The following is a 26,660-nucleotide window of genomic DNA, read 5'->3' as shown; positions in this document are numbered from 1 at the left end:
GTCAACGACAGCAGAGGGGCCAAGGCCATGCGCGACGCCATCCAGAAACTCGACGCCGAAGCCCGTCGCCTGCTGGGCCACGGCTTTCGCGAGCTGGAGTCCGAGGAACGCCGGGTGATCCTGCAGATCGTCCGCCGCGCCGCCATCGCCCGCAACATCGCCGACGAGACGGACGAAGCCATGTCGTTCGGTCAGCGTCTGGCCGACCGCGTGGCCGAGATCGGCGGCTCCTGGGGCTTCATCATCAGCTTCGCCTTCTTCCTGGTTCTGTGGGCCGGACTGAACGCGGGCGTCCTGCCGCGCCTGGGCCTGCGCCCGTTCGACCCCTACCCCTTCATCTTCCTCAACCTGATCCTGTCGATGATCGCGGCCGTACAAGCGCCGATCATCATGATGAGCCAGAACCGCCAGGCCTCGAAGGACCGCGCCGCCGCCGAGCACGACTACGAGGTCAATCTGAAGTCCGAGCTCGAGATCATGGCCCTGCACGAAAAGCTCGACGCCCTGCGCACGCGCGAACTGGCCGACATGACCGCCCACCTGATCGTGCTCGGCCAGCAGACTGCCGAAGCCGCCCGCCGGGCTGAAACCGCCGCCGAAGAGATCGTCGCGGAGGTCGCCGGTGTCTGACGTCGCGCGAACCGGCTTTACCCCGGAGACGAAAGCCGCTCCCCTGCCCGTCATGGGCGTGGACACTCTGAAGACGATCCTTTCGCGACTGCTGCCGATCGCCCTGCTGGCGACGGCGGCCTTCGTGCTCTGGCGTGAGCTTCATCACCTGTCGCCGGCCGAGATCGGTCGCGAGATGCACGACTGGGGCATTGCCCGACTGGCCATGGCCGGCGGGCTGGTCGCGCTCAGCTACAGCCTTCTGGCGGCCAACGAGCAGCTGGGCCTGCGCTGGGCGGGCGCCAAGGTGCCATTGCGCGTGGGTGTGCCCGGCTCGTTCATCGCCTACGCCTTCGCCAACAGCATCGGCCTGACCCCGATCGTGGCGGGGGCGGTGCGCGCCCGGCTCTATGGCCGGCACGGCGCCGATGTCGGCAAGGTGGCGCGCACGACGCTCTATTGCGCCGTCTCCTTCGCCCTTGGCCTCTCCAGCCTGGCGGGGGTCAGTCTGCTGATCGCGCCGGCGGCGACCTTCGCGGCGCTGCACCTGCATCCGGGTCTGGCGCACGCGGTCGGCGTTCTGCTGCTGAGCTTTCCCATCGCCTATCTCGTCGCCTGCGCGACCCAGCGTGGTCCGCTGCGGATCTTCGGCCGCGCCTTCACCTTGCCGCCGCTGACCTGGGGCCTGGCCCAGCTGGTCATCGGCGTGGCGGACAACATCGCGACCTCGGCCCTGGTCTGGCTGCTAGTCGGCGACGCCGCGCCGCCCTTCCCCGCCTTCGCCAGCGCTTACGCGGTCTCGACCGCGGCGGGCCTGTTCTCTGGCCTGCCCGGCGGCGTCGGCGTGTTCGAGGGCGCGATGCTGGCCCTGCTGCCCAACCTCGACCGCGCGGCCCTGACCACCGCCTTCGTCGGCTATCGCCTGTTCTACTACATCGGGCCGCTGTTGCTCGCCGCGGGGCTGCTGCTGAACCTGGAGTCCGGCGCGCGCGGGGCGGGTCTGGCCGTCCGTCGCGCCTGGCGGGCGACGGGTCCCACCGCCATCGCCGCCGTCTCCTTCCTGCTGGGCGGAGCGCTGGTGCTGATCGCCGTCGGCCGCATCCCCACCGACCGCCTGGGCCTGCTGAAGTCGGTCGTGCCGCTGATCGTGGTCGAGACCAGCCACCTGATCTCGCTGGCCAGCGGCCTGGCGCTGATGGTGCTGTCGCTGGGCCTGTTCCGACGGCTGCAGACCGCAAGGCTCGCGGCCATGCCCGTGGCCCTGCTCGCGGCCTCCACCGCCCTGCTGCGCGGCCTGGACTTCGCGCCGGCCTGCGTGGCGCTCGCCCTGGCCGCGGCCCTCTTCGCCTCCGGACGCCTGTTCACCCGGCGTGGCGCGATCGAACGCGACGCCCTGGCGCCGTGGCTGGCGACCGGCGTGCTGGCGGTGTTTGTCGGCTCCATCGCCCTGGGGGCCTGGATCTACGAGCGCGCGCCGTTCGAGACCCGGCTGCTGACCCATTTCGGCTATCACGCCGACCACGCCCGCTTCATGCGCAGCATCGCCTTCCTGGGGGCGCTGATCTTCGCCGGCGGCATCTGGCGGCTGGCCCGCCTGCCCCACGCCGAAGCCCGCCCGGCGCCGCGCGAGGCGCTGGAGGCGATCCGCCCGCTGGTCGCGGCCTCGCCCGACACGACCGCCCGCCTGGCCCTGACCGGCGACAAGGCGATCCTCGCCGCCGAGGACGGCTCGGCCTTCCTGATGTACGGCGCCGAGGCCGCGAGCCTGATCATGCTCGGCGATCCCGTGGGCGACCGCGAGGCCGGCAAGGCCCTGCTCTGGAAGTTCCGGGAACTGGCCGATCGCCAGGACGCGCGACCGGTCGCCTATCACGCCAGCGGCGAGCGCATCACCGACTATCTCGACCTTGGCCTCTCGGCCATCAAGCTGGGCGAAGAGGCCCGCGTGCCCCTGGCCGACTTCGAGCTGGCCGGCGGGGCTCGCCGCAACCTGCGCCAGAGCCACGCGCGCGGCCAGCGCGAGGGCCTGAGCTTCGAGGTCGTCCAGCCGCCGATCGCCGACGACCTGTTGGCGCGCCTGCGGACGGTGTCGGACGCCTGGCTGCTCGACCATGGCGGACGCGAGAAAGGCTTCTCGCTGGGCCGCTTCGACCCCGCGGTGCTGCGCCACGATCCGATCGCGCTGGCTCGGCGGGGGGATGAGATCGTCGCCTTCGCCAACATCTGGACCGGCGGAGAGGTCGAAGCCTCCATCGACCTGATGCGCCACGTGGCCGATACGCCGCGCGGCGTCATGGACTTCCTGTTCGTCGAGCTGATCCTGTGGGCCAAGGCCCAGGGTTTCGCCTGGTTCAACCTCGGCATGGCTCCGCTGTCGGGCCTGGTCGATCATCGCCTCGCGCCCTTCTGGCACAAGGTCGGCCGCCAGATCGCCCGCCGGGGCGGCGCCTATTACGGCTTCGAGGGGCTACGGGCGTTCAAGAGCAAGTTCGATCCGGTCTGGACGCCGCGCTACCTGGCCGCCCCGCCGTCGGGCCTGGCTCCCGCCCTGATCGACGCCACCCGCCTGATCGGCCGCGAACCACCCGCCCTCACAAATCCGTAAGGTCGGCGGCAGCGGGGCGACAGCCGGGCCTGGGACAACAGCCTCGCAGTCACGTCGAGGGAGCCTCCCCATGTCCATCCGCAAGATCCTGCTGGGCGCCGGCGCCGCCCTGGTCCTGGGCGGTGGCGGCTTCGTCGCCCTGCACGGCCGCCTCGCCGCCACCGCCGACGCGGGGACGGTCGCCGCGCCCCCGTCCCCGCCCGTCCCGATGGGTCCGCTGACCGAGACGCCCTTCCACTTCGGCTCCTTCGGGGCGGTGACGATCTATCGGCGGGTCGCCGAGCCTGGCCGGTTCGTGGTTCTGATCTCCGACAAGGCGGGATGGACGCCCGAGCTCACCGACCTTGCCCGTCGTCTGACGATGCAGGACGCCACCGTGGTCGGCGTCGACCTGCGCCGTTTCCTGCCCGCCGCCGAGCAAGCCGCCGGCAGCCACGGGCTCTATCCGGCCGGCGACTTCTCCGAACTGGCCCAGGCCGCGCAGAAGGCCCTGAAGTTTTCGGGCTATCATCGGCCGATCCTGATCGGACAAGGCGCGGGCGCAGCGCTGGCCTATGGGACGCTGGCTCAGTCGCCCGTCGGCATCTTCCAGGGCGGCGCAGGCCTCGACTTCCGCGCCGATCTCGCGACCGCCCGCCCCCTGGTCGCCGGCGACGGCGGCCTGGTCCACACGGCGGCGCCGCAAGGCGGTTTCGCCTATGCGCCGAACCCGAAGCTCAGCACGCCGTTCGTCATCGTCGGCCAGGACGCAGCGCCAGCCCGCGCCTTCGCGGCCACACTGCCGCAAGGCCGTGTCGAGCCGGACCTGCCCCAGGCCCTGGCCGCGATCGCTCCCGTCGCCGTCGCAGCGCCACAAGCCTCCGCCGCCCGACTGGCCGGCCTGCCCCTGGTCGAGGTGCCGACGGCCTCGAACGGCGACACGCTGGCGGTGTTCTATTCCGGCGACGGCGGCTGGGCGGGCATCGACCGGGGCCTGGCCGAAGGCTTCGTGAAAGCGGGCGTGCCGGTCGTCGGCTACGACTCCCTGCGCTATTTCTGGAGCCGGCGCACGCCGCAGGCCGCGGCCGACGACCTCGCCGCCGTGATCCGCCACTACCAGGCCGCCTGGGGCAAGAAGCAGGTGATCCTCGCCGGCTATTCCTTCGGCGCCGACGCCCTGCCGATCATCGTCCAGCACCTGCCGGCCGACCTGCGCGGCCAGGTCCGCATCGTCGCCCTGCTGGGAACCGATTCCACGGGCGAGCTGGAGTTCCACCCCGGCGACTGGCTCGATGTCGGCGCCAAGGACAGCTACCCGATCGCGCCGGTCCTGGCCTCGCTGAAGGATCTGAAGATCGTCTGCGTCTATGGCTCCGAGGAGCACGGCGACGCCTGTCCGACCTTCCCCGCGCCAGTGCGCAAGATCGGCCTGCCCGGCGACCATCACTTCAACGGCGACTACGACGCCGTGGGCCGCGCCCTCAGCCAGGCGGCCGGCCTCTAGGCGACTTTGGTCAGGACGAAAAAGGAACGGCGTCTCAGAGGGAAGAGACGCCGTTCAGTTGTTCCCAGATCGTCATGAACCGGCCGATCTCGGCCGTTCCATTTCACGCCAGATCAGGCATGCTCGCCCGCGCGCCTGGCGTTGCGGAATCTTCGGTGCGACGTCGGCCAGCCTCCAGACTCGGTGGCGCCGCCCTACCTCGACGACAGCGGTCACCCACTACACCGCCGCGCACGAAAATGAAACACACTTTCCCAGATGACCTTGACATGGAATATGCCTTCCACTTTTGTGTCAGCCAACGAAAGCGATGCTCAGCATCCGATAATCAAGTCCATTAGCGAGTAGAGAAACGCCATGATCCGCCCCCAGACGACGCGTCGGCGCCTCCTTGGTCTGGCAGCCGGACTCGGGCTGACGGCGGCGGCCGGCGGATTGCTGGGGGCCTGCTCGCGCGGCGGCCAGGACGCCGAGGTGGTGGTCAGCTTCAACGACCTTTCCCAGCCCTTCTTCGTGGCCATGCGCCGCGAACTGGAAGACGAGGCGACCAAGCTGGGCGTGAAGGTCCAGGTCATGGACGCCCAGAACAATTCCTCCAAGCAGATCGCCGACCTCGAGGCCGCCGCCGTGCAGGGCGCCAAGGTGGTGATCGTCGCTCCGACCGACTCCAAGGCGCTGGCGACCGCCGCCGACGAACTGGCCAAGCAGGGCGTGGCGGTGATCACGGTTGATCGCAACATCGCCGGCGCGACGCCGCCCGTGCCCCATGTGGGCGCCGACAACGTGGCCGGCGGCCGCGCCATGGCCGACTGGGTGGTCAAGACCTATCCGGCCGGCGCGCGTGTGGTGGTGATCACCAACGACCCCGGCAGCTCCAGCTCGATCGAACGGGTCAAGGGCGTGCACGAGGGCCTGGCGGCCGGCGGCGCGGCGTTCAAGATCGTCACCGAGCAGACCGCCAACTCCAAGCGCGACCAGGCCCTGACCGTCACCCAGAACGTGCTGACCTCGATGCACGACGGCCCGCCCGACGTGATCCTGTGCCTGAACGACGACATGGCCATGGGCGCGCTGGAGGCCGTGCGCGCCGCGGGCTTCGGCCCGGCCAAGATCAAGGTGCTGGGCTTCGACGCCATCCCCGAGGCCCTGGCCCGCATCAAGACCGGCGAGATGGTCGCCTCGGTCGAGCAGAACCCCGGCCAGCAGATCCGCACCGCCCTTCGCCAGGCCGTCGACAAGATCAAGACCGGCGCCGCGCCCAAATCGGTCAGCCTGACCCCGGTGCTGATCACCAGCGCCAACCTGACCGAGGCCTCGCGCATCTCCGAGGTCAAGTAGGTCGCCATGACCCTCCTGGACGTCAGCAAGGTCAGCAAGCGCTTCCCCGGCGTGCTGGCCCTCGACCATGTGCGGCTGACCGTCGGAAACGGCGAGGTGCATGCCCTGCTGGGCGAGAACGGCGCGGGCAAGTCGACCCTGATCAAGATCCTGTCGGCCGCCCACGCCGCCGACGAGGGGACCGTGACCTTCGACGGTCATGCGCTGGACCCGCGCGATGCGCCCCTGCGTCGCCAGCAACTGGGCATCGCCACGATCTATCAGGAGTTCAACCTCTTTCCCGAGCTCAGCGTCGCCGAGAACATGTATCTCGGCCGCGAGCCCAAGCGGCTGGGGCTGATCGACTGGGGCAAGTTACTCGCCGACGCCCGCGACCTGTTGGACGAACTGGGCCTGCCGCTCGATCCGAACGAAGTCGTGCGTCACCTGACGGTGGCCGAGCAACAGATGGTCGAGATCGCCAAGGCGATGACCCTGAACGCCCGGCTGATCATCATGGACGAGCCGACGGCGGCGCTCAGCAGTCGCGAGGTCGACCGCTTGCACGCCATCATCGCCGGCCTGAAGGCGCGCGGCGTCAGCGTGATCTACGTCTCGCACCGCCTGGCCGAGGTGAAGGCCATGTGCGACCGCTACACCGTCATGCGCGACGGACGCTGGGTGGCCAGCGGCGACGTCGCCGACGTCGAGGTGGCCGACATGGTCCGGCTGATGGTCGGCCGCAATGTCGAGTTCACCCGCCGCGTCCGGCAAGGTCCGCCTGGGCCGGTGGTGCTGAAGGTGGAAGGCGTCAGCCCCCGCCGTCCCCGCCTCTCCGCGCCGAACTATCTCAAGGACATCCGGCTGGAGGTGCGCGCCGGCGAGATCGTCGGCCTGGCTGGCCTGGTCGGCGCGGGCCGTACGGACCTGGCCCGCCTGATCTTCGGCGCCGACGCCATTGCTTCGGGCTCGATCAAGCTGGACGACAAGCCGCTGAAGCTGAAGTCGCCGCGCGACGCCATCAGGGCCGGCGTCATGCTGGTGCCCGAGGACCGCAAGCAGCAGGGCTGCTTCCTCGACCACTCGATCCGCCACAATCTCAGCCTGCCCAGCCTGGGCGGCCTCAGCCGCATGGGCCAGTGGATCGACGAGAGCGCCGAGCGCGATCTCGTCGAGACCTATCGCCAGAAACTGCGGATCAAGATGGCCGACCAGGAGACCGCGATCGGCAAGCTGTCGGGCGGCAACCAGCAGAAGGTTCTGCTGGGCCGCTCCATGGCCCTGGCCCCGCGGGTGCTGATCGTCGACGAGCCCACCCGCGGCATCGACATCGGCGCCAAGGCCGAGGTGCACCAGGTGCTGTGCGATCTGGCCGCCCAGGGCGTGGCGATCGTCGTCATCTCCTCGGAACTGGCCGAGGTCATGGCCGTCAGCGACCGCATCGTCGTCTTCCGCGAAGGCGCGGTCGTCGCCGATCTCGAGGCCGAAACGGCCACCGAAGAGGGCCTGATGGCCTACATGGCGACCGGCGCCCGTCCGGTCTCGTCAGGAATGGAACACCGCCCGCAATGACCGCCTCCCCCACCCTCTCCCCGGACCCGGCCGCCGAGCGCGCCGCGCCGCCGCCCGGCCGCCGCTTCGACCTGCTGGCCTTCGCGCGCAAGCACCGGACGATCCTGTTCCTGCTGCTGCTGATCGCCGTGTTCGGGACGGTCAACGAGCGCTTCCTGACCCTGCGCAACGCGCTGAACATCCTCAGCGAAGTGTCGATCTACGGGATCATCGCGGTCGGCATGACCTATGTGATCCTGATCGGCGGCATCGACGTGGCGGTGGGCTCGCTGCTGGCCTGCGCCTCGCTCGCCGCGGCCTATGTGGTCACCAACCTGATCGGCGGCTCGCCTGCCGCCTGGTTCGTCGCCCTGGCGATCTCCAGCGCCGTCGGCCTGATCGCCGGCTATCTCCACGGCAAGGTGGTGACCAAGCTGCACGTGCCGGCCTTCATCGTCACCCTGGGCGGCATGACCGTCTGGCGCGGGGTGACGCTGCTGCTCAACGACGGCGGCCCGATCTCGGGCTTCGACGCGGCCTATCGCTGGTGGGGCACGGGCCAGATCCTGTTCGTGCCGGTGCCGATCGTGGTCTTCGCCCTGGTGGCGGCCGTCGGTCACGTGGTGCTGCGCTACACCCGCTACGGCCGCCAGGTCTATGCGGTGGGCGGCAACGCCGAGGCCGCGCGGCTATCGGGCGTCAACGTCGATTTCGTCGTCACCAGCGTCTACGCCGTGATCGGCGCCCTGGCCGGCCTGTCGGGTTTCCTGCTGTCGGCGCGCCTGGGCTCGGCCGAGGCCGTGGCCGGCACCGGCTACGAGCTGCGGGTCATCGCCTCGGTGGTGATCGGCGGCGCCAGCCTGTCGGGCGGCTCGGGCAATGTCGGCGGAACCATCCTGGGCGCCTTGCTGATAGGCGTCCTGTCCAACGGCCTGGTCATCATGCACGTCACCTCGTACTTCCAGCAGGTGGTGATCGGCTTGATCATTGTCGCGGCCGTCGCCTTCGACCACTACGCCCGCACCCACAAGGCCTGACTCGACTCGGCCGGTATCCAGGATGGCGACGATGCGTTCCTTTCGAGCCCTTCTGCTCGGCGCGGTCATGATCTCGACCCCGCTGGCGGCCCTCGCGCAGGCGGGGCCGCCTGATCTTACAAGCAAGGTCGATCCCTTCGTCGGGGTCGACGGCGGCGGGGTGACCGGCGGCAACACCGTGCCGGGCGCCGGCGTGCCGTTCGGCTTCGTGTCGCTGAGCCCCGACACCACCAACGCCGACACCAACGGCTACGACTCCAAGAGCCCGATCATCGGCTTCAGCTACACCCATGTCAGCGGCACGGGCGGCTCGGGCAAGTACGGCAACTTCCGGGTCACCCCGACCGTCGGCCCACTGAAGCTGAACCACCTGCATTTCGGCAAATCGGACGAGCAGGCCTCGCCCGGCTACTACGCCGTGGGGCTGGGCAACAGCGAGGCCGAGCGCATCAAGGTCGAACTGACCGCCTCGCGCCGGGTCGGCTTCCAGCGCCTGACCTATCCGGCCAATGCGCAGAGCCAGCTGATCTTCGACGTCAGTTCGGTGGTCGCCATGCGCGGGCGCGGCCAGCGGGTGCGGCTGGCCAAGGTGGAGCTGATCGACGACCACACCCTGGCTGGCGAGGTCACGGTCGAGGGCGGCTGGAACCCAACGCCCTACACCCTCTATTTCCACGCTATCGTCGATCGTCCGGCCAAGGCCTTCGGCTCGTGGACGGCCGGCCAGGGCTGGTTCGAGGCCAAGCCCGGCAAGGGCCGCGCCGAGGGCGGCTCGCAGGTCAAGAGCGCGGCCAACCGCCAGGGCCTGATGATCGAGTACGACACCGAGCGCGAGTTCTCCAATCGCCTCGGCGCCTGGCTGACCTTCGACACCACCACCGACCGCCAGGTGCAGATGAAGCTGGCCGTGTCGTTCGTCAGCGCCGACCAGGCCCGCGCCAACCTGGCCGAGGAAATGCCCGGCTGGGGCTTCGACGGCTATCACGAGGCGGCCAAGGCCCAGTGGGCCCAGGCCCTGGCCAAGATCCAGGTGCAGGGCGGCAGCGACGAGCAGCAGCGGATCTTCTATTCCGCGCTCTACCGCTCGCACACCATGCCGCACGACCTGTCGGGCGAGAACGTCTGGTGGAAGTCCGACGAGCCCCACTACGAGGACTTCTACACCCTGTGGGACACCTTCCGGACGCTGCATCCGCTGATGACGGTGATCCAGCCGCAGCGCCAGCGCGACATGCTCCGCTCCCTGATCGACACCTACAAGCACACCGGCTGGATGCCGGACTCGCGCATCGCCGGCGCCAACGGCATGACCCAGGGCGGCTCGAACGGCGACATCCTGGTGGCCGACGCCGTGGTCAAGAAGCTGGGCGGTTTCGACCTGCCCCTGGCTTACGAGGCGCTGCGCAAGAACGGCGAGGTCGACAGCGACCAGCCCTTCCTGCAGGGCCGGGTGCTGAAGGACTACCTGAAGCTCGGCTACGTGCCCTTCACGCAGACCCGCTCGGCCTCGCGCACCCTGGAATACGCCTATGACGACTACGCCATCGGCGTGGTGGCCAAGGCCCTGGGCAAGACCGACGACGCCAAGCGCTACATCGCCCGCTCGGGCAACTGGAAGAACATCTGGGACGATACGCTGGGCTGCGTGCGGCCGCGCTATCCCAACGGCGAGTGGGTCGAGAACTACAGCTGCACCTACGAGTATCCCGACCGTTCGGGACCGTGGTGGGACGCGGTGTTCTACGAGGGCAACGCCCTGCAGTACTCGACCTATGTCCCGCAGGACGTGGCCGGGCTGATGGCCAAGACGGGCGGCGCCAAGGGGTTCGAGACCTGGCTCGACCACCTGTTCGACGGCCACTATTCGCAGGGCAACGAGCCCGACATCCTAGCGCCCTACCTCTATATCCACGCCGGGCGGCCCGACCGCACGGCCGAGATCGCCCGCCAACTGATGGCCAAGCACTATCGGGCGACCCGCACCGGCCTGCCGGGCAATGACGACGCCGGGGCGATGTCGAGCTGGTACGTCTGGAACGCCGTCGGCCTCTATCCGAACGCGGGCCAGCCCTACTACTACATCGCCTCGCCGGTGTTCACGCGCAGCGCCATCGCGCTGGAAGGCGGCAAGACCTTCGTGGTCTCGGCTCCGGCGGCGTCGGAAGCCAACCGCTACGTGACGGCGGCCAAGCTGAACGGCAAGCCGATCGACCGCGCCTGGATCACTCATGACGAGCTGGCAAAAGGCGGTGTGCTGGAGCTGACGATGGGGCCTGCCCCGTCAGCCTGGGCGACGACCTTCACGGCGCCGCCGAACGGGCTTTAGGCTCCCTCCCGCTTGATGGGGGAGGGTTGGGGTGGGGGTGATGCGGCGTCAAACGCATAACCGTCACCAACTCAGCAGGTCACCCCCATCCCCGGCCCTTCCCCCATCAAGGGGGAAGGGAGGAGTCCCTCAGTGGTTCTCGTGCGTCGCGACCTGTTCGGGCAGGACCAGACGCACGCGGTCAAGACCCACACGCCCAACACGCGCCGTCACCACCACCGTATGCCGCCCGGGCGACAGCGACGGCCCGACGACAGGCTTCAGCAGGTTGTCGAGCACGCCCTCGGCCCAGGCCGGCGAGCCGACCTTGCGCGGCAGGGTCACACGTTCGGGCGGACCGCCGTCGATGCTGACGTCGAAGGCGATGTCCTGGGCCTGGCCGTCGGGGAAGATCGGCAGGACGCCCAGCTGCACGCGGCGGCCGTCGGCGGTCGCCACATCGACCGCCAGGGTCAGGGTCGCGCCGGGCGCATCGGCCAGCATGACGCCGCGCCCGCGGCCAACGCCCTCGACCAGACGCCAGCCGGTGTTGGCGGCGAAGGCCTCGGCCTCGACGATCGGCGAATTGGCCGGCGCATTGCCATCGACCACGGCCAGGAACGCCGCCGGATCGGAGACCAGGCCAAGGCTAGGCGTCGGGATCGGACGGGCGCGGTAGATCCGCCACTGACTGTCGGCGGGCTCCTCCGGCATCAGCCAGCGCCACTTGCCGCCGGCGACTTGGTTGTTGAACCGGTCGGTCAGGGCCGTGATCTCGGCCTGGGCCTCGACGGCCGCGCCGCCGGCCGAGCGGGCCATGGCCTGCTGCTTGTCGACCAGTTCATTGTAACGCTCGGCCGCGAAGAACCGCATGTTGGCGGCGGCCGAGACGCGGATCGGGAATTCGACCAGCTCGAACCAGGCGTCAGCCAGCTCCGGCGGCACATCGGCGCTCGCCGCCTTGGTGTCGGCCGTCAGCTTGCGGAAGGCCCGCAGGCGGTCGTTGACCTCGTCGGGGGTGTAGCTCGACAGGTGCCGGTTCTCGGCCTGGGGCTGCCACTCCAGATGCTCGGGCCTGCGCTCGAAGTTCAGGCGGTAATAGGCGTCGAGCAGGTCGGCCGCCTTGCCGCCCAGCTGGGGGCCGAAGGCGCGGCCGGTCCAGTCGGCCAGGAACTGGCGCTGGCTCTTGCCCCGCCAGCGGTCGATGTCCCAGGCCATCTCCAGGAAGTGGCTGGCGCCGATCTCGGCCGGCTTGATGTCGCCGACATTGGCGATCCAGACGCTGCGCGCGCCCTTGTCCCAGGCGTGGATCATCTCCTCCTGGACCAGGGCCGGCGGCGTCGTGCCCAGCCACAGATAGGCCAGCGGATAACCCAGATAGGACAGGTGGTAGTAGACCCCCGCCCCGCCCTTGCGGCCGGCTTCCTCGGCGCTGGGGAACTGGCGGATGTAGCCGAAATTGTCGTCGGGCCAGACGATGGTGACGTCGTCGGGGACCTTCACCCCGGCGCGGTAGATCTCCAGCACCTCCTTGTAGGGCACGAAGATCTGCGGAACCTTGGAAACGTCGCCCGAGACGTTCTTGGCCAGGACCTCGCGCTGGTCGGCGATGATCCTGTCCAGCAGCGCGACCTTCTCCTCCATGGTCTTGGGGCCGACCATGCCGGTATCGTGGATGCCGCGCATGCCCAGCGTCCAGAGGCTCTCATAGGGGCCGTTGGCCTTGGCGCGCTCTTCCCAATAGGCCTTCACGCCTTCGGGATTGGTCGCGTAGTTGAACTTGGCCGGGTCGTCCTTCCACTCACCGACATTGTTGCGCAGCATGGCCTCGGCGTGGGACGAGCCCATGACGATGCCGTACTCCTCGGCCAGCTTGGCGTTTTCCGGATCGGAATTGAACGGCGCGGTCGTGTGGTGCATGGCCGGCCACAGGGTGTTGGCCTTCAGGCGCAGCAGCAGGGTGAAGATCCGGCGATAGGTCTTGGGCCCGATGTCGCCGCGCTCGGGATCGAAGGTCTTCACCGCCCACGGATAGAGGCCCCAGTCCTCGTCGTTGACGAAGACGCCGCGGTAGCGGACCGACGGCGGGCCGAAGCGATGGACGCCGGCGGCGACGAACAGCTTGTCGCGATGAGCGGGCGTGACGTCGGCCCACCAGGCCCAGGGCGACACGCCCATGGCCTGGGCCACCTCGTAGACGCCGAAGGCAGTCCCGCGCCGATCGCTGCCGACCACCACCAGGGCCTTGTCGACGCCGGGCGCCGGACGGTCGACCGAGGCGATGACGAAGCTCTCCCAGGCGCCGGAGAGACGCGAGATGTCGATCTTCCTGGCCGCGACCAGAGCGTCGATAACCTTGCTGGAGCCAAGGGTCCCGACCAGGATCGCGGTCTTGCCGGCAGGGGCGTTCGACACGGCGATCGACTGGCCGGTGACGCTCTTAAGGTCTTCGGCCAGATCGTCGGCGGCGTGGCGCACGACGGCGGCGTCGGCGGGATCGACCACGATGGTCGGCGCCCTGCCCGTCTCGACCAGCACGAAGCCGCCGCGTGAGAGGCTGTCGGTGAAGATCGCGCCCGCTTCGCCGCGTCTCTGGGCTTGAGCGCCCTGGACGGCGCCGAGGCAAAGCACGAGCGCCAGGGCGCCGCGCCAGATCGACTTCGACATCTTCATAGGCCCGGGCCTCCCTACGCGTGGCGGGTCTTGTACTGGATAGGACGGCGGCGACGCGCCAAACCTCAACGGCAGGCGGTCCCGGCGATCAACTCGACCTCGGAAACCTCGACGGCCTTGCCGGCGGTCAGCTCCAGGCGATAGCGGGCATAGGCCTTGGCGGTCTTCAGGTCGAAGCTGCGGGTGGCGTGGCGATGCTCGAAGCGCTCGCCGCGCCGCTCGTCCAGCTTGACCCAGCGCTTGCCGTCGAAGCCGCTGAACCGCCAGGCGGTCGGATCGGCCTCCTTGGCGCCGACGCTGACGGTATAGGCCTTCAGGCAGGTCGTCGCCGAACGGATGAACGTCGCCGACTGGCCGGCCGAGGCGGCCCAGACGGTCGAAGTCTTGCCGTCGGTCAAGACTGGGACGCTGGCCTCGTTGCTCAACACCGCGCCGTCATAGGCCCACTGGCCGGGCTTGTCGGTCATGGTGAAGCTCAGCACGCCGCCGGCCAGCACCTGCGCCTGAGTGATGAAGGGGCCCGGCAGCGGCTTTCCGTTCAGGCTGGCCGCGGCGATGTAGGGACGATCCGCCCCGGCGCCCTCCGCCACGACCTCCAGCGACCGCCCGCCCTCCAGGTGCAGCACGCTGCGCGGATGGCGCGGGCCGTGCAGGTAGAAGAGGTCGCTGCCCAGCTTGGGGAACAGGCCCAGGCGGTTGAAGACGTAGTTGGAGCTCATCGCCCCAGCGTCCTCGTCGCCCGGATAGGCGGTGGCGGTGAAGTGCTTGAACACCTCGCCCGACCAGTAGGACGACAGGTCCGACCGGCCCAGGGCATGGAACAGCCAGGGGGTGGCGAAGGACGGCTCGTTGGTGATGTCGATCAGGCCCGCGTCCAGGGCGTGGTTAAGGCGCTCGTTGAAGCGCACCCGGCCGCCCATGGCCTCGATCAGGCCCGGCAGGTCATGCAGCACGCCGTAGGAATAGATCCAGGCCGTGCCCTCGTAGTAGCCGACATTGTTGTGGACCTTGCCGTCCCAGCCGAGCTTGGGATCGATGTCCTGGAACTTGCCGTCCGGATAGCGCGGCATCAGGAAGCCCGCGAAGCCGTCGCTCGTGGTCTCCGGGTTCCAGATCTTGCGCCAGTTGGCCGAGCGCTTCAGCAAAGCGCCGGCCTCGTCCGCATGGCCGGCCTTGGCCGCGACCTGGGCGGCGAAATAGTCGTTGAGCGCGAAGCCCAGCGTCGAGGAGCCCGACTTGGCGCGCTGGTTGTTCGGCTCGGGGCTGCGGTCGCCGACGCCGAAATAGCCGCTCTCCAGATAGCGCGGGCGACGGCGCTCGAAGGCGTTGAAGTGGGTCAGCCGCCAGGCTTCGTTCCAGTTGACGCCCGCCGCGCCACGCAGGGCCGCCTCGCCCAGCACGTTGTCGACTTCGTCGCCCCCCTGCCCCACGTGATAGTTCTGGCCGCCGATGATCGCGGTGTCGGCGGCGCCGAACTTGTCGAAGGTGTGGATCAGCGAGTTGATGTTGGCCGCGTAGTCGCTGGGGCGCAGCACCGACATCAGCGGAAACAGCGTTCGATAGGTGTCCCACAGGGTGTAGTGGTCGTCCCAGTTGGGGCGGCCCAGTTCCTTGGCCGACTGGTCCAGGCTGCGGTCCCGGGGATGGGTCGAGGCGTGGTAGAAGGCCGTGTAGAACCGGCGGGTCTGCGCCGCGTCCAGGCCCGAGACCTCGATCTCGCCCAGCCGATCGTTCCAGGCCGCCTGGGCCTGCTGGCGCACGCGGTCGTAGTTCCAGTCCGGGATCTCGCGGTCCAGCAGGGCCTCGGCCGTCTCGGCGCTAGTGAAGGACACCGCGATCTTGACCAGCAGCGGCTTGCCGGCGGTCGTCTTGAAGGTCTGCCAGGCACCCAGGCGCTCGTCCGAACCGGTCTTGCCTTCGGTCGCGCCGGCGCGGCGTTCGGCCTTGTCAAAGACGCCCCAGGCGACGGGCTTCTGGTCGAACTTGGCGACGAACCAGATGTCGGTCAGGGCCGGGTTCCAGTAGCCCTTGGCCTTCACGTGGCCGACGATCTTGCCCTCGGCCGGATAGAGCTTCACGTCGGCTTGGTCCGAGGCGACGAGGCCGCCGACCTTGCGGGTGACGTCGAACACCAGCTGGGCCTGGTCGGTGTCGGGATAGGTCAGGCGATAGATCGCCGCGTAGTGGGCCGGCGTCGCTTCGACCTTGGTGTCGTAGCGGGTCAGCCGCACCGAATAGGCGTCGGCGGCGAGCACCTCGTCGGCCTTGGGCGACAGGTGGGCCGTCTCGTCGAACTGGGCCTCGCCCACCTGGGGCGACAGCAGGAACGTGCCGTAGGTGGTGACCCCGCCGGAGCCCTGCGAATGCAGCTGCGCGAAGCCGCTGATCGGCTCGGCGGCGTTGTAGCCGGCGTTGCTGGGATTGGGCGTCTCGGGCGAGGGATGGATCGAGCCGTTGGGCAGGGTCGGCCCGGGAATGGTGTCGCCTTCGTTGTCGTTGCCGAGGCCGACCTCGAGGGCGGGAAGCTTGTAGAGGGACTGGGCGGGGGCGGCCTGGGCGAGCGGGCCCGCCGCCAGCGCGGTCGTGGCCAAGAGGGTCGCCAGCAGGGTGGAAAGTCCAGCGCGTAGTCCCGGCATCGAAATCCTTCCGGTCTCAGGCTTTCCGCGAGTCACCCGAAAGGCGTCGCGGAAGAGAAAATATAGCCGGTCCACGGAGGGACCGGCTATCGAGTGCATCACTGGGGGAAGTGAACTTTAGAACGTGGCCCGCGCCGTCAGGGTGAAGGTGCGGCCGTCGTAGTCGACCCAACGCGAGACTTGGTAGTCGTTCTCGTATTCGAAGCGGACCGCGTCGGTCAGGTTGTAGGCGTCCAGCGAAACGGTGAGCTGGTCGTTGACGTTGTAGGACGCCGACATGTCCAGCTGGCCGCGCGGCTTAACCGAGCGCGAGCCGCCGCTGTAGGTGCCGTTGGCGTTCAGGTCGTAGGCCGAGCGGTAGTTGTAGACCATGCGCACGCCAAACTTCGGCGTCTCATAGTAGCCGATGACGTTGACGTTGTGCTTGGAGATGCCCGGGAACGGCGCGATCGAAGGGCTCTTCGACGTCGTGTAGGCGTAGTTGAAGCTGCCGCCGAAGTTCTTCCAGAAGCCCGGCAGGAAATCGAGGTTCTGCTGGATGTTGAACTCGACGCCCTCGACGGTGGTCGGCTTGTCGAGGTTGTAGGCGCCGCTGGCGTTGACGTGCACCTGCTTGGTGGTGCTGCTGAGCGCCGTGGCCGTGCAGTAGGTGCCGTCCCACGACAGGGCGCCGAAGCCCCAGGTCGAGCCGTCGGCCGGGCACAGCAGCGCCGGATCCGAGGTCGAGGCGATGCGGCCGGTGATGTTCTTGCGGAAATAGGCCAGCGAAACCAGGCCGTTGGGGCGGTTGTACCACTCCAGCGACAGGTCGAAGGACTCGGCCAGATAGGGCTTCAGCTTGTTGTTACCGATCTGCACCGAGACGTCGTAGACGTTGACGCTGCCCGAGGTCAGGCTGGTGTTGAGGATCTGGGTCGGGCTGACCTTGGTCGACGGCGAATACTGGCGCGGGTGCGGGCGCACATAGGTCTTGTAGTAGGCGCCGCGCAGGATCAGGTCGTCGGTGACGTCGGCCACGAAGATCGCCGAGGGCAGGAAGTAGTCGTACTTGTTGACGTACTTCTCGGTCTTGAAGGCCGTGGCCGAGCCGATCGAGTCGGTGGGCGCGGTCGTGCGATCCAGGGTCGTGATAGTGTTCTTGGTGTCTTCGTAGCGGCCGCCGAAGTTGCCGCGCAGGCCATGACCGAAGATCTCGGTATCGTACTTCGCCTGGATGTAGAACTGATTGATATCGTTCTCGTTGGTGAAGTTCTTATCGTAGTAGCTGCTGTCGGAGTACTGGATGTTGAAGCCCTGGGTCGACAGGCCGCCGCTCTGATAGGCGGTGACCGGGCGGACGGCGTTCAGGAACTCGCGGATGTTCAGCACCTGCCAGTTACGATTGTAGCTGCCGCCCTTGCCGCCCATGAAGTCGTCGACGAAGGGCGACGTGATCATCATGCTCGAGGTGATGTTCTGCAGCTGCGCGCCGTAGGCGTAGACGCGGTAGCCGGTCGACACGTACTTCTCGCGCTCGAGGCGCACACCGGCCTGGATGCTCTTGATCGGGCCCAGCTCCGTGAAGCGCTCGACGTCGAACGCCGCGCTGTTCAGCTCGTTCTCGGCGAAGCTCTCGGTGCCCTGGATCTGGATCTGGTTGGTCGAGTTGGCCTTGGCGCCGTTGTTGTAGAACGACGTCGGGTCGGAGGTTCCTCCCCAGGTCCAGGTCTGGCCGGTCGTGATCGAGTTCTGCGGGTTGGGCGAGGTGGTGTAGATGAAGTTGCCGATGTCATCGAGGCCGGTGGTCAGCGAACCGGTGACGCCGTTGCCGCCCGCGCGAGTGTAGTTGGCGACGTCGACCTCGGTCTCGACCGAGGCGTTGTAGCCCGACGACAGGGTCAGGGCGGCGGCGACGCGCCAGTCCTCGTTCTTCCAGTCGAAGGTGCCCAGCAGGCCGTCCGACTTCTGGCGTTGTGAATACAGACGGGTCGAGGACAGCGCGTTCATGTTGGCGAACGTGTAGCTCTGGTACAGGTAGCGGCCGTCGTTGGTCTTCACCGGCGTGCCCGTCGGCGTGATCACCGTGCCCGCGCCGGCCGTAGACGACGGCAGGACGGTGTTGATCAGGAAGTACTGGACGGTGTCGGGCAGGTTGCGATCGGTCTTGAAACCGATCAGGCCGATCTTGGTGTCGTCATTGGGCCGCCACTCGACGCCGGCCGTACCCGACCAGACCTCGCCCACGTTCATGCGGGTGTACTGACGGATCTGGGTGTTGGCCCAGACGCCGTTGCTGCTGGTCGAGCCGGTGTTGCTGTTGATGTAGGCCGAGGCCGCCGATTGCGACAGACCAAGCGCCTGGGCCAGCGAGCGGCAGTAGGATGTCGCGCTGGTCGCGCAGGCCGTGGGCGAATAGTACTGGCCGTAGGTGGCGTTGAACTGGCTGGCCGTCAGGCCCGTCATCGCCGACGTCAGATAGTCGTAGCTGTTGAGACGGATCGTATCGCGGCGGAAGTTCTCTTTCTTGTAGGCCAGGGTGCCGAACACCGCGAGATCGTCGGTGAGGTGCTTGTTGTAGCCGATGGTCGCGGCCGGCGCGCCCAGGCTGCCCAGAGTGTTGTACTCGTAGGACGCCTTCATGAAGCCGCCGTCCTTGCGCGACAGCGCCGGCGCGATCTGCAGATCGACATTGCCCGAGAGGCCGCCCGAGACGGTGTTGGCCATCGGCGACTTCTGGATCACGAAGGCCGAGAAGATGTCGGAGTTGAACGCGCCCAGTGGCGAGCCCTGGTTGTCGCGCAGCAGCGCGGGGCCGGCGAACGACTGGCCGTTCAGCGTGTTGCGGGCGTATTCGCCGGGCATGCCGCGCAGGTTGATGGTGGCGTCGCGGCCCTCGGCCTCGCGGTTGATCTGGACGCCAGGGATACGCTGCAGGGCCTCGCCGACGTTCAGGTCGGGGAAGCGGCCCAGGCCGTCGGACGAGATGCCGTCGGTGATTTCAACGGCGTTCTTCTTGGTGCGAACGGCGTCGGCGTAGCTTTTCTTGAAACCCGTGACGACGACGGTGTCGACCGTGTCGTTCTGGGTTGCGGCCGCTTCCTGAGCCAGGGCGATGGCCGGCAGGCCGCCCATGACGGTGGCGGACAGAAGCGCGACCTTCAGGACGCGCATCGAGCTGATCTTGGACTTCAATTTCGTTCCCTCCTCGTTATGGCCCGCCGTCTTGCGTGACAGCTTTTCAGCCAACCCCTCTCGCGGTACCGGTCCCAGCAATCTTGCGATTGGCCAGGGCAATGTGGAGATAGAACCCACACGGCGCCGCGCCCGTAAACCAACGACGATCAGTTTGATATCGCTGGCTTTTTTCGTATTGTTAAATTGATTTGTATATTATTTTACCGAGACAATCTAGAAAATATTTTTCGGAATTGCAAATTGGTCAGGCCAAAATAGATAGGTCGCAACCAGCGGTGACAGCGCCTCACCTGAGCGTTGAGCGCAGCCGGACTGGAAAAGCGACGCGGGCTGAACGAGGCTCGGGTCAGGGAGTGAGTGTAATGAAGGCAAGCATGATGGCGGGCGCGGCCTGGCTGGCGATCGGCCTCGCCGCCCAGGCGGAGGAAACGCCCCGAGTTGATCCGGTGCAGGTGGACGCCTCTCGTCCCGACTGGGAGAACCCGGCGGTCAACGCCCGCGGCAAGATGCCCGCCAGCGCCAGCCACTTCCCGTTCGAAAGCAGAGCCGCCGCCCTGGCCGGCGACATGACCAGGTCGGCCCGCTACCTCAGCCTCGACGGCCAGTGGGCCTTCCACTTCAGCCCGTCCTCGGACGACGTGCCCAACGGCTTCGAAAAGTCGGACTACGACGCCTCTTCCTGGAAGAGCATCAAGGTGCCGGCCATGTGGCAGGCCGAAGGCTACGACCAGGCCCGCTACAACAACATCACCTATCCGTTCCCGGCCAACCGGCCGCTGATCCCGCACGCCACCAACCCGGTCGGCTCCTACCGCCGCACCTTCGAGGTTCCGGCCGGCTGGTCGGGCCAGGACGTCATCCTGCACATCGGCGCGGCCGGCGCGGCCTACCGCGTCTGGGTCAACGGCCAGGAGGTCGGCTACTACGAGGACTCCAAGCTGCCGGCCGAATTCGACGTGACGAAGTGGGTCAAGCCGGGGACCAACCTCGTCGCCATCCAGGTCCACCGCTGGGCCGACGGCTCCTACCTTGAGGACCAGGACTTCTGGCGCGTCTCCGGCATTGAGCGCTCGGTCTATCTGAAGGCCGTCCCGCAGGCCCGCACCGCCGACGTCTTCGTCCATGCCGGCCTCGACAAGGCCTATCGCGACGGGGTGCTGAGCACCGTGCTCTCCCTGACCGCCCGCAAGGCCCCGCTCACCGCGCGGATGACCCTGCTCGACGGCGACAAGGAAGTCCTCAAGACCGAGACCAAGGTCACCGCGGGCGCCGCGCGCACCGTGTCACTGAACGCCACGGTCCCCGGCGTCCGCCAATGGACGGCCGAGACGCCTAACCTCTACACCCTGCTCGTCGAGTTGCTGGATGCGAAGGGCGAGGTCGTCCAGGCCACGCCCCAGCGCATCGGCTTCCGCACCGTCGAGATCAAGGACGGCAAGGTGGCGGTCAACGGCCGACCGATCGTCATCCGCGGCGTCAATCGCCACGAGCACGACCCGGAGACCTTCCACGTCATCTCCGAAGAGAGCATGCGCCGCGACATCGAGCTGATGAAGCGCGCCAACATCAACGCCGTGCGTACGGCCCACTATCCCAACGCCGAGCTCTGGTACGCCCTCGCCGACGAGTACGGCCTCTACGTCATGGACGAGGCCAATATCGAGAGCCACGCCTATATGGGCTGGGGCAACGCCGATCCGGACCAGCGGGCCAAGCGCCAGATCGGCTTCGATCCGGCCTGGGAAAGCGCCCATGTCGACCGGGTGATCAACATGGTCGAGCGCGACAAGAACCACCCCTCGGTGATCTTCTGGTCGCTCGGGAACGAGGCCGGCATCGGCCAGAACTTCGAGAAGGCCGCCGCGGCCGCCCGCAAGCGCGATCCAAGCCGCCTGATCTCCTATCTCGGCTGGGGCGCGCGCCCCTGGGAGCACGTGCCCAACACCTATGTCGACATCTACGCCCCGATGTACGACGACGTGACCAAGATGGTGGACTGGGCGACCGACCCCACCCGCACCCAGCCGATGATCCAGTGCGAATACGCCCACATGCAGGGCAATTCTGGCGGCAATCTGAAGGACTACTGGGACACCATCTACGCCTACGACAAGCTGCAGGGCGGCTTCATCTGGGACTGGGTCGATCAGTCGATGTACCGCTACGCCAAGGACGGTCGCCGCTATTGGGGCGACGGCGGCGAGTACGGACCCAATCCCGGCGGCGAGATCGAATTCGGCGACGGCGTGATCCAGCCCGACCGCACGCCCAATCCCCAGTTCTACGAAGTCCGCAAGGTGCTCTCGCCGATCCAGTTCGGCGGTTTCGATCCGGCCACGGGCAAGGTGAGCGTGACCAACCGCCACGACTTCCGCGACCTGTCGGGCTTCGACTTCGACTGGGTGCTGGAGGGCGACGGCGTCGAGGTCGCCTCGGGCGCCCTGCCGGCTCTGTCGACCAAGGCTCGGGGCGTCGAGACCATCACCCTGCCGCTGCCGGCGATCGCGCCCAAGCCGGGCGTGGAATATCTCGTCACTGTTCGCGCCAGGACCAGGGCTGGGTCCGTGCCGATGACCCCGGCCGGGTTCGTCGTTGGCTGGGAACAGTTCGCCGTTTCCGCCACGCCCAAGCCCGCCGTCGCCCGTTCGGGCGCGGTGGCGCTCGCGGACGGCAAGGACGCCGTCACCCTTTCGGCGGCCGGCGCCACGCTGAAGGTCGATCGCACGACCGGCCTGCTCGCCGCCTACACCAAGGACGGCGTTGTCCTGGCCAAGGGCGGCCAGCCGAACTTCTTCCGGGCCGAGACCGACAACGACGCCGGCACCGGCCTGTCGGCCCAGCAACGCCCCTGGCAGGTGATGACCCAGCAGCGCCAGTTGCGCTCGGTGACGACGCGCGCCACCGCTAACGGCGCCGATGTGGTCGTGACGTATGGACTGGGCGCGGGCGCGGCGAAGTTCGTCACCACCTACGCCATGGCCGGCGACGGCACGGTGGCTGTGACCGGCGACCTCACCCCGCTGAAAGACGACCTGCCGCCCCCGGTGCGCGTGGGCCTGTGGTTCACGGTCCCCTCAAGCCTCAAGACCGTCGAATGGTACGGCCGCGGCCCGCACGAAACCTATGTCGACCGCTACACCTCGGCCCCGATCGGCTTGTGGCGCGGGGCGGTGGCCGACCAGAACCACGACTACATGCGGCCCCAGGACACCGGCAACAAGATCGACGTGCGCTGGCTGGAGCTGTCAGGCGGAGGTCGGGGCCTGCGGGTCGCCGGCGACAAGCCGCTGATGACCACCGCCCTCGCCTTCCCATACGAGGACCTATACCGCCGCCCGCCGGGGACTTGGAAGTCCACCGACATCGTCCCCCATGGCGACGGGACCCTGCTGGTCGACGCCGCCCAGTGGGGGATCGGCGGCGACACCACCTGGAACGGCTTTGGCCTGCCGCACATGAAGTACCGCACGCGGCTGGAGCCCACCCGGGTCAGCTTCCGCCTCGAGCCGTTCAGCGGCGACGGAACGACACCCGACAAGGCCCATCCCGCCGAAGCCACGCCGCCGCAATAGCCGTCCGCATGACCATCGCCCCGATTGCCGAAGCCGGCGAGTCCAAGGAGTTCCCCATGAAGCGTCTCGCCCTCTGCCTCGCCGTCCTGCTGGCCGGATCGGCGCTCGCCAGCTCCGCCCTGGCCGGCGAACCGATCAGCCCGCGCTTCAACGCCGACCCGTCGCCGCACGCCTTCAAGGGCGGCTACTACCTCTACGCCACCGACGACGCCTCCAACTCGGGCAAGTACTGGGACTCCACGACCTGGCGGCTCTACACCTCCAAGGACCTCAAGACCTGGAAGGACGGCGGCGCGTTCCTGGGGGTCACGGTGTTCAAGTGGGCCAAGCCCGACGCCAAGGCCTGGGCGCCCGAGGCGGCCTATCGCGACGGCAAGTACTACTTCTACGCCCCCGTCGGCGGCGACAAGATCGGGGTGGCGGTGGCCGACCGTCCGGAGGGGCCGTTCGTCGACGCCATCGGCGCGCCTCTGGTCGACAAGGCCCGCGACGCCAACGCCGGCGCCGAGCCGATCGACCCGCAGGTGCTGATCGACGACGACGGTCAGGCCTACATGCTGTTCGGCACCCGCGTGCCGAAGATCGTCAAGCTGGGCAAGGACATGAAGAGCCTGGCCGGCCCGATCCAGGACATCGCCGTCACCGGCTTTCCCACCGACGATCCGAAGAAGAAGTACGGAGAGGCTCCGTTCCTGCACAAGCGCAAGGGCCTCTACTATTTCAGCTTCTCGACCGGCTGGCCGGGCCAGATCGTCTATGCGACCTCGAAGACGCCGCTGGGCCCCTACGCCTATCGCGGCGTGATCTTCGACTATCTGAAGATCTCGACCAACCACCAGGCCATCCTGCAGGACAAGGGCCGGACATGGTTCTTCTACCACGACAACCTGCTGCCCGGCGGCGGCGACCACCGCCGCTCGATCGCCATCGAGCCGCTGACCTATGGCCCCGACGGCGCGATCGTGGAAGTGCGCCCCGGGAAGAAAGCGCCGTGAAGGGCAAGGCGCGACGTCCGTACCGAGCGCTGATCGCGGCCCTGCTGCTTGGCCTGCTAGCTCCCAGCCTGGCGGCGGCGCAGACCGCGCCCAAGCCGCTCTACCGGGATCCGGTGCTGGACGGCGCGGCCGACGTGTCGATCGTCTGGGACCGCGCGGCGCATCTGTGGACGATGTTCTACACCAACCGGCGCGCCACCCTGCGCCTGCCCGATCCGGCTGACGTCGCCTGGGTGCACGCCACCCCGATCGGCGTCGCGACCTCGGCGGATGGCGTGACCTGGCGCTACAAGGGAACCGCGACCTTCCCGCAGGCCTGCACGAGCGTGACCCTGTGGGCGCCGGAGCTGTTCTACGAGCAAGGCGTCTACCACCTGTGGCTCACCATCGTGCCCGGCGTCCACCACCGCTGGGGCGAACCCGGCGCGACGACGAAGATCGTGCACCTGACCAGCGCCGATCTTTCCGACTGGAGCTGCGGCGAGACGCTCGACCTGGGCTCCGACCTGGTCATCGACGCCTCGGTCGTGCGGCTGAAGGACCGCTATCGCCTGTATTATCGGGACTCTAGGCCCAAGACCCGCCTCAAGGCCGTCGACAGCCAGGACCTGAAGACCTGGACGCCCGCGCCGGAAGGCGACGTCACCAAGAGCGCGGCCGAGGGTCCCAAGGTCTTTCGCTTCAAGGGGCGCTGGTGGCTGATCGCCGACGTCTGGAAGGGCCTGCTGGTGCTCCAGTCCAAGGACGGGCTGCACTGGACGGAGCAGCCCGAGCGGCTGCTGCAGACCCCAGGCGCGCTGTCGACCGATCGCGGCATCGGCCAGCATCCCGACGTCGTGGTCAGCGGCGGACGGGCCTTCATCTACTATTTCGTGCACCAGGGCGCCGAGCCGGAAGCCCAGAGCGATCCCTACTGGAAGCAGAGGACGGTCATCCAGGTGGCGGAGCTCAAGCTCGTCGAGGGCCGCCTGAAGGTCGACCGCGACGCGCCGGTGAAGTTCCGGCTACGGCCGCCGCGTCGGTAGGCAGTTCCTCTAGTCCGATGCTCCCCGCGAAGGCGGGGATCCAAGCCGAGTCAGCGGATGATCCACGGCCGAACTTCATCCTGAAAGCCCGCCTGGATCCCCGCCTTCGCGGGGATGCTCGGAGAGAAGGGTAAGGAACGCTGATCCGAGATCACCGCATCGTCGGGATGACGAAGCTCTGGTCGAGCACCGCGCCGCCCTTGGGCCAGCGTTGGGTGACGGTCTTGGTGCGGGTGTAGAAGCGCACGCCGTCCAGGCCGTACTGGTTGAGGTCGCCGAAGCCCGAACGCTTCCAGCCGCCGAAGCTGTGATAGGCCACCGGCACGGGGATCGGCACGTTGATCCCGACCATGCCGACCTCGACCTGATCGGCGAACTCGCGGGCGGCGTCGCCGTTGCGGGTGAAGATGGCCACGCCGTTGCCATACTGGTGGCGCGAGGCGAGATGGATCCCCTCCTCCAGGCTCTCGGCGCGAACCATCTGCAGTACCGGGCCGAAGATCTCGTCCTGATAGGAGCGGCTGGTCGGCTTGACGTGGTCGAACAGGGTCGGGCCGACGAAGAAGCCGTCTTCGTGGCCTTGCAGGGCGAAGCCGCGACCATCGACGACCAGTTCAGCGCCCTCCTCGACGCCCAGCTGGATGTAGTTCTCGATCCGCGCCTTGTGGGCGGCGCTGACGACCGGGCCGTAGTGGGCGTCCTTGTCGGTGCTCACGCCGACCCGCAGGGAACCGATGGCGGCGACCAGCTTCTCCCGCAAGGCGACGGCGGTCTTTTCGCCGACCGGCACGACCACCGGCAGGGCCATGCAGCGCTCGCCGGCCGAGCCGTAGGCCGCGCCGATGATGTCGGCGGTGGCCTGGTCGAGATCGGCGTCGGGCAGCACGACCCCATGGTTCTTGGCGCCGCCCATGGCCTGGACGCGCTTGCCGGCCGCGCCGGCCCGATGGAACACCGACTGGGCGATGTCGGAACTGCCCACGAAGCTGACGGCCTTGATGTCCGGATGGTCGAGGATGCCCTCGACGCAGTCCTTGTCGCCCTGGACGACGTTGAGAACGCCCGGCGGCAGGCCGGCCTTGATCATAAGTTCGGCCAGGCGCACCGGCACCGACGGATCGCGCTCGGACGGCTTGAGGATGAAGGCGTTGCCGCAGGCGATGGCCGGGCCGAACATCCACATCGGGATCATGGCCGGGAAGTTGAACGGGGTGATGCCCGCGACCACGCCCAGCGGCTGACGCATCGAATAGACGTCGATGCCGGAACCGGCGCCTTGCGTATATTCACCCTTCAGCAGGTGAGGAATTCCGCAAGCGAACTCAATGACTTCCAGGCCGCGCTGAATGTCGCCCTTGCTGTCGGCGATGACCTTGCCGTGCTCGGCCGACAGCAGGTGGGCCAGCTCCTCCATGTGGATTTCCAGCAGGCGCTTGAACTCGAACATCACCCGGGCGCGGCGCTGGGGATTGGTCGCGGCCCAGGCCGGCTGGGCGGCCTTGGCGTCGGCGATGGCGGCGTTCAGCTCTTCGGCGGAAGCGAGGGCGACGCGGGCCTGCACCTTGCCGGTGTTGGGATCGAAGACCTCGCCGAAACGGCCGGACGCGCCCTCGACGGCGCGGCCGCCGACGAAGTGGGGAATACTGCGCATCAAGCGCTCCTTGTCGATGTCGCCGAG

Annotated in this window: 14 protein-coding genes; 10 read left to right on the top strand and 4 right to left on the bottom strand. The window is 68.1% G+C overall.

Annotated elements, in window-relative coordinates; translation table 11 throughout:
* The first annotated feature begins 27 nt into the window (after window positions 1-27).
* The 7 genes from AC07NG_RS12950 to AC07NG_RS12920 all read left to right on the top strand — a co-directional run bounded on the left by AC07NG_RS12950 (window position 28) and on the right by AC07NG_RS12920 (window position 10,928).
* Window positions 28-630 carry a DUF1003 domain-containing protein gene (locus AC07NG_RS12950; protein WP_492854552.1) on the top strand — a complete coding sequence of 201 codons (603 nt, stop codon included), beginning with the start codon at window positions 28-30 and terminating at the stop codon, window positions 628-630.
* Window positions 623-3,214 (top strand): bifunctional lysylphosphatidylglycerol flippase/synthetase MprF, encoded by a 2,592-nt coding sequence (mprF, locus tag AC07NG_RS12945; protein ID WP_494594410.1) that lies wholly within the window; start codon window positions 623-625, stop codon window positions 3,212-3,214. The genes AC07NG_RS12950 and mprF overlap by 8 nt, the downstream gene beginning before the upstream one ends.
* A gap of 70 nt (window positions 3,215-3,284) precedes the next feature.
* The gene (locus tag AC07NG_RS12940) at window positions 3,285-4,697 is read left to right on the top strand and encodes an AcvB/VirJ family lysyl-phosphatidylglycerol hydrolase (RefSeq protein ID WP_494594409.1); all 1,413 of its coding nucleotides are present in this window, start codon (window positions 3,285-3,287) and stop codon (window positions 4,695-4,697) included.
* Window positions 4,698-5,054: 357 nt separating this feature from the next.
* A complete protein-coding gene (locus tag AC07NG_RS12935; protein WP_494594408.1) occupies window positions 5,055-6,035 on the top strand; it encodes a sugar ABC transporter substrate-binding protein in 981 nt (326 codons plus the stop codon).
* Between the two features lie 6 nt (window positions 6,036-6,041).
* On the top strand, window positions 6,042-7,586 hold the full coding sequence (locus AC07NG_RS12930) for a sugar ABC transporter ATP-binding protein (RefSeq protein ID WP_494594407.1): 1,545 nt from the start codon (window positions 6,042-6,044) through the stop codon (window positions 7,584-7,586).
* Entirely contained in the window at window positions 7,583-8,602 is a 1,020-nt protein-coding gene (locus AC07NG_RS12925; protein WP_494594406.1) for an ABC transporter permease, read from the top strand. Before AC07NG_RS12930 ends, AC07NG_RS12925 begins: the two co-directional genes overlap by 4 nt.
* A gap of 22 nt (window positions 8,603-8,624) precedes the next feature.
* Window positions 8,625-10,928 (top strand): GH92 family glycosyl hydrolase, encoded by a 2,304-nt coding sequence (locus AC07NG_RS12920; protein ID WP_494594405.1) that lies wholly within the window; start codon window positions 8,625-8,627, stop codon window positions 10,926-10,928.
* 129 nt (window positions 10,929-11,057) lie between these two features.
* Here AC07NG_RS12920 and AC07NG_RS12915 read toward each other — a convergent pair whose 3' ends face one another.
* The 3 genes from AC07NG_RS12915 to AC07NG_RS12905 all read right to left on the bottom strand — a co-directional run bounded on the left by AC07NG_RS12915 (window position 11,058) and on the right by AC07NG_RS12905 (window position 19,366).
* Window positions 11,058-13,580: a glycosyl hydrolase 115 family protein gene (locus AC07NG_RS12915; protein WP_494594404.1), complete on the bottom strand. Its 2,523-nt coding sequence runs from the start codon at window positions 13,578-13,580 to the stop codon at window positions 11,058-11,060.
* A 65-nt stretch (window positions 13,581-13,645) separates the two neighbouring features.
* Window positions 13,646-16,216 (bottom strand): GH92 family glycosyl hydrolase, encoded by a 2,571-nt coding sequence (locus AC07NG_RS12910; RefSeq protein ID WP_494594403.1) that lies wholly within the window; start codon window positions 16,214-16,216, stop codon window positions 13,646-13,648.
* Between the two features lie 117 nt (window positions 16,217-16,333).
* Window positions 16,334-19,366 (bottom strand): TonB-dependent receptor, encoded by a 3,033-nt coding sequence (locus AC07NG_RS12905; RefSeq protein ID WP_492854932.1) that lies wholly within the window; start codon window positions 19,364-19,366, stop codon window positions 16,334-16,336.
* A gap of 386 nt (window positions 19,367-19,752) precedes the next feature.
* Between AC07NG_RS12905 and AC07NG_RS12900 the strand changes: the two genes are divergently transcribed.
* The 3 genes from AC07NG_RS12900 to AC07NG_RS12890 are packed head-to-tail and all read left to right on the top strand — an operon-like array spanning window position 19,753 to window position 24,982.
* Window positions 19,753-22,962, top strand: coding sequence for a glycoside hydrolase family 2 TIM barrel-domain containing protein (locus tag AC07NG_RS12900; protein ID WP_494594402.1), 3,210 nt, complete (start codon window positions 19,753-19,755; stop codon window positions 22,960-22,962).
* Between the two features lie 56 nt (window positions 22,963-23,018).
* The gene (locus AC07NG_RS12895; protein ID WP_494594401.1) at window positions 23,019-23,957 is read left to right on the top strand and encodes a family 43 glycosylhydrolase; all 939 of its coding nucleotides are present in this window, start codon (window positions 23,019-23,021) and stop codon (window positions 23,955-23,957) included.
* Window positions 23,954-24,982 (top strand): glycoside hydrolase family protein, encoded by a 1,029-nt coding sequence (locus tag AC07NG_RS12890; RefSeq protein ID WP_494594400.1) that lies wholly within the window; start codon window positions 23,954-23,956, stop codon window positions 24,980-24,982. Before AC07NG_RS12895 ends, AC07NG_RS12890 begins: the two co-directional genes overlap by 4 nt.
* A gap of 151 nt (window positions 24,983-25,133) precedes the next feature.
* Here the strand turns inward: AC07NG_RS12890 and AC07NG_RS12885 are convergent, their stop codons facing one another.
* Window positions 25,134-26,636 carry a CoA-acylating methylmalonate-semialdehyde dehydrogenase gene (locus AC07NG_RS12885; protein WP_494594465.1) on the bottom strand — a complete coding sequence of 501 codons (1,503 nt, stop codon included), beginning with the start codon at window positions 26,634-26,636 and terminating at the stop codon, window positions 25,134-25,136.
* Between the last annotated feature and the right edge of the window lie 24 nt (window positions 26,637-26,660).

Source organism: Caulobacter sp. GW821-FHT10C03 (genome assembly GCF_059415485.1).
This window is presented reverse-complemented; position numbering and strand designations above follow the sequence as displayed.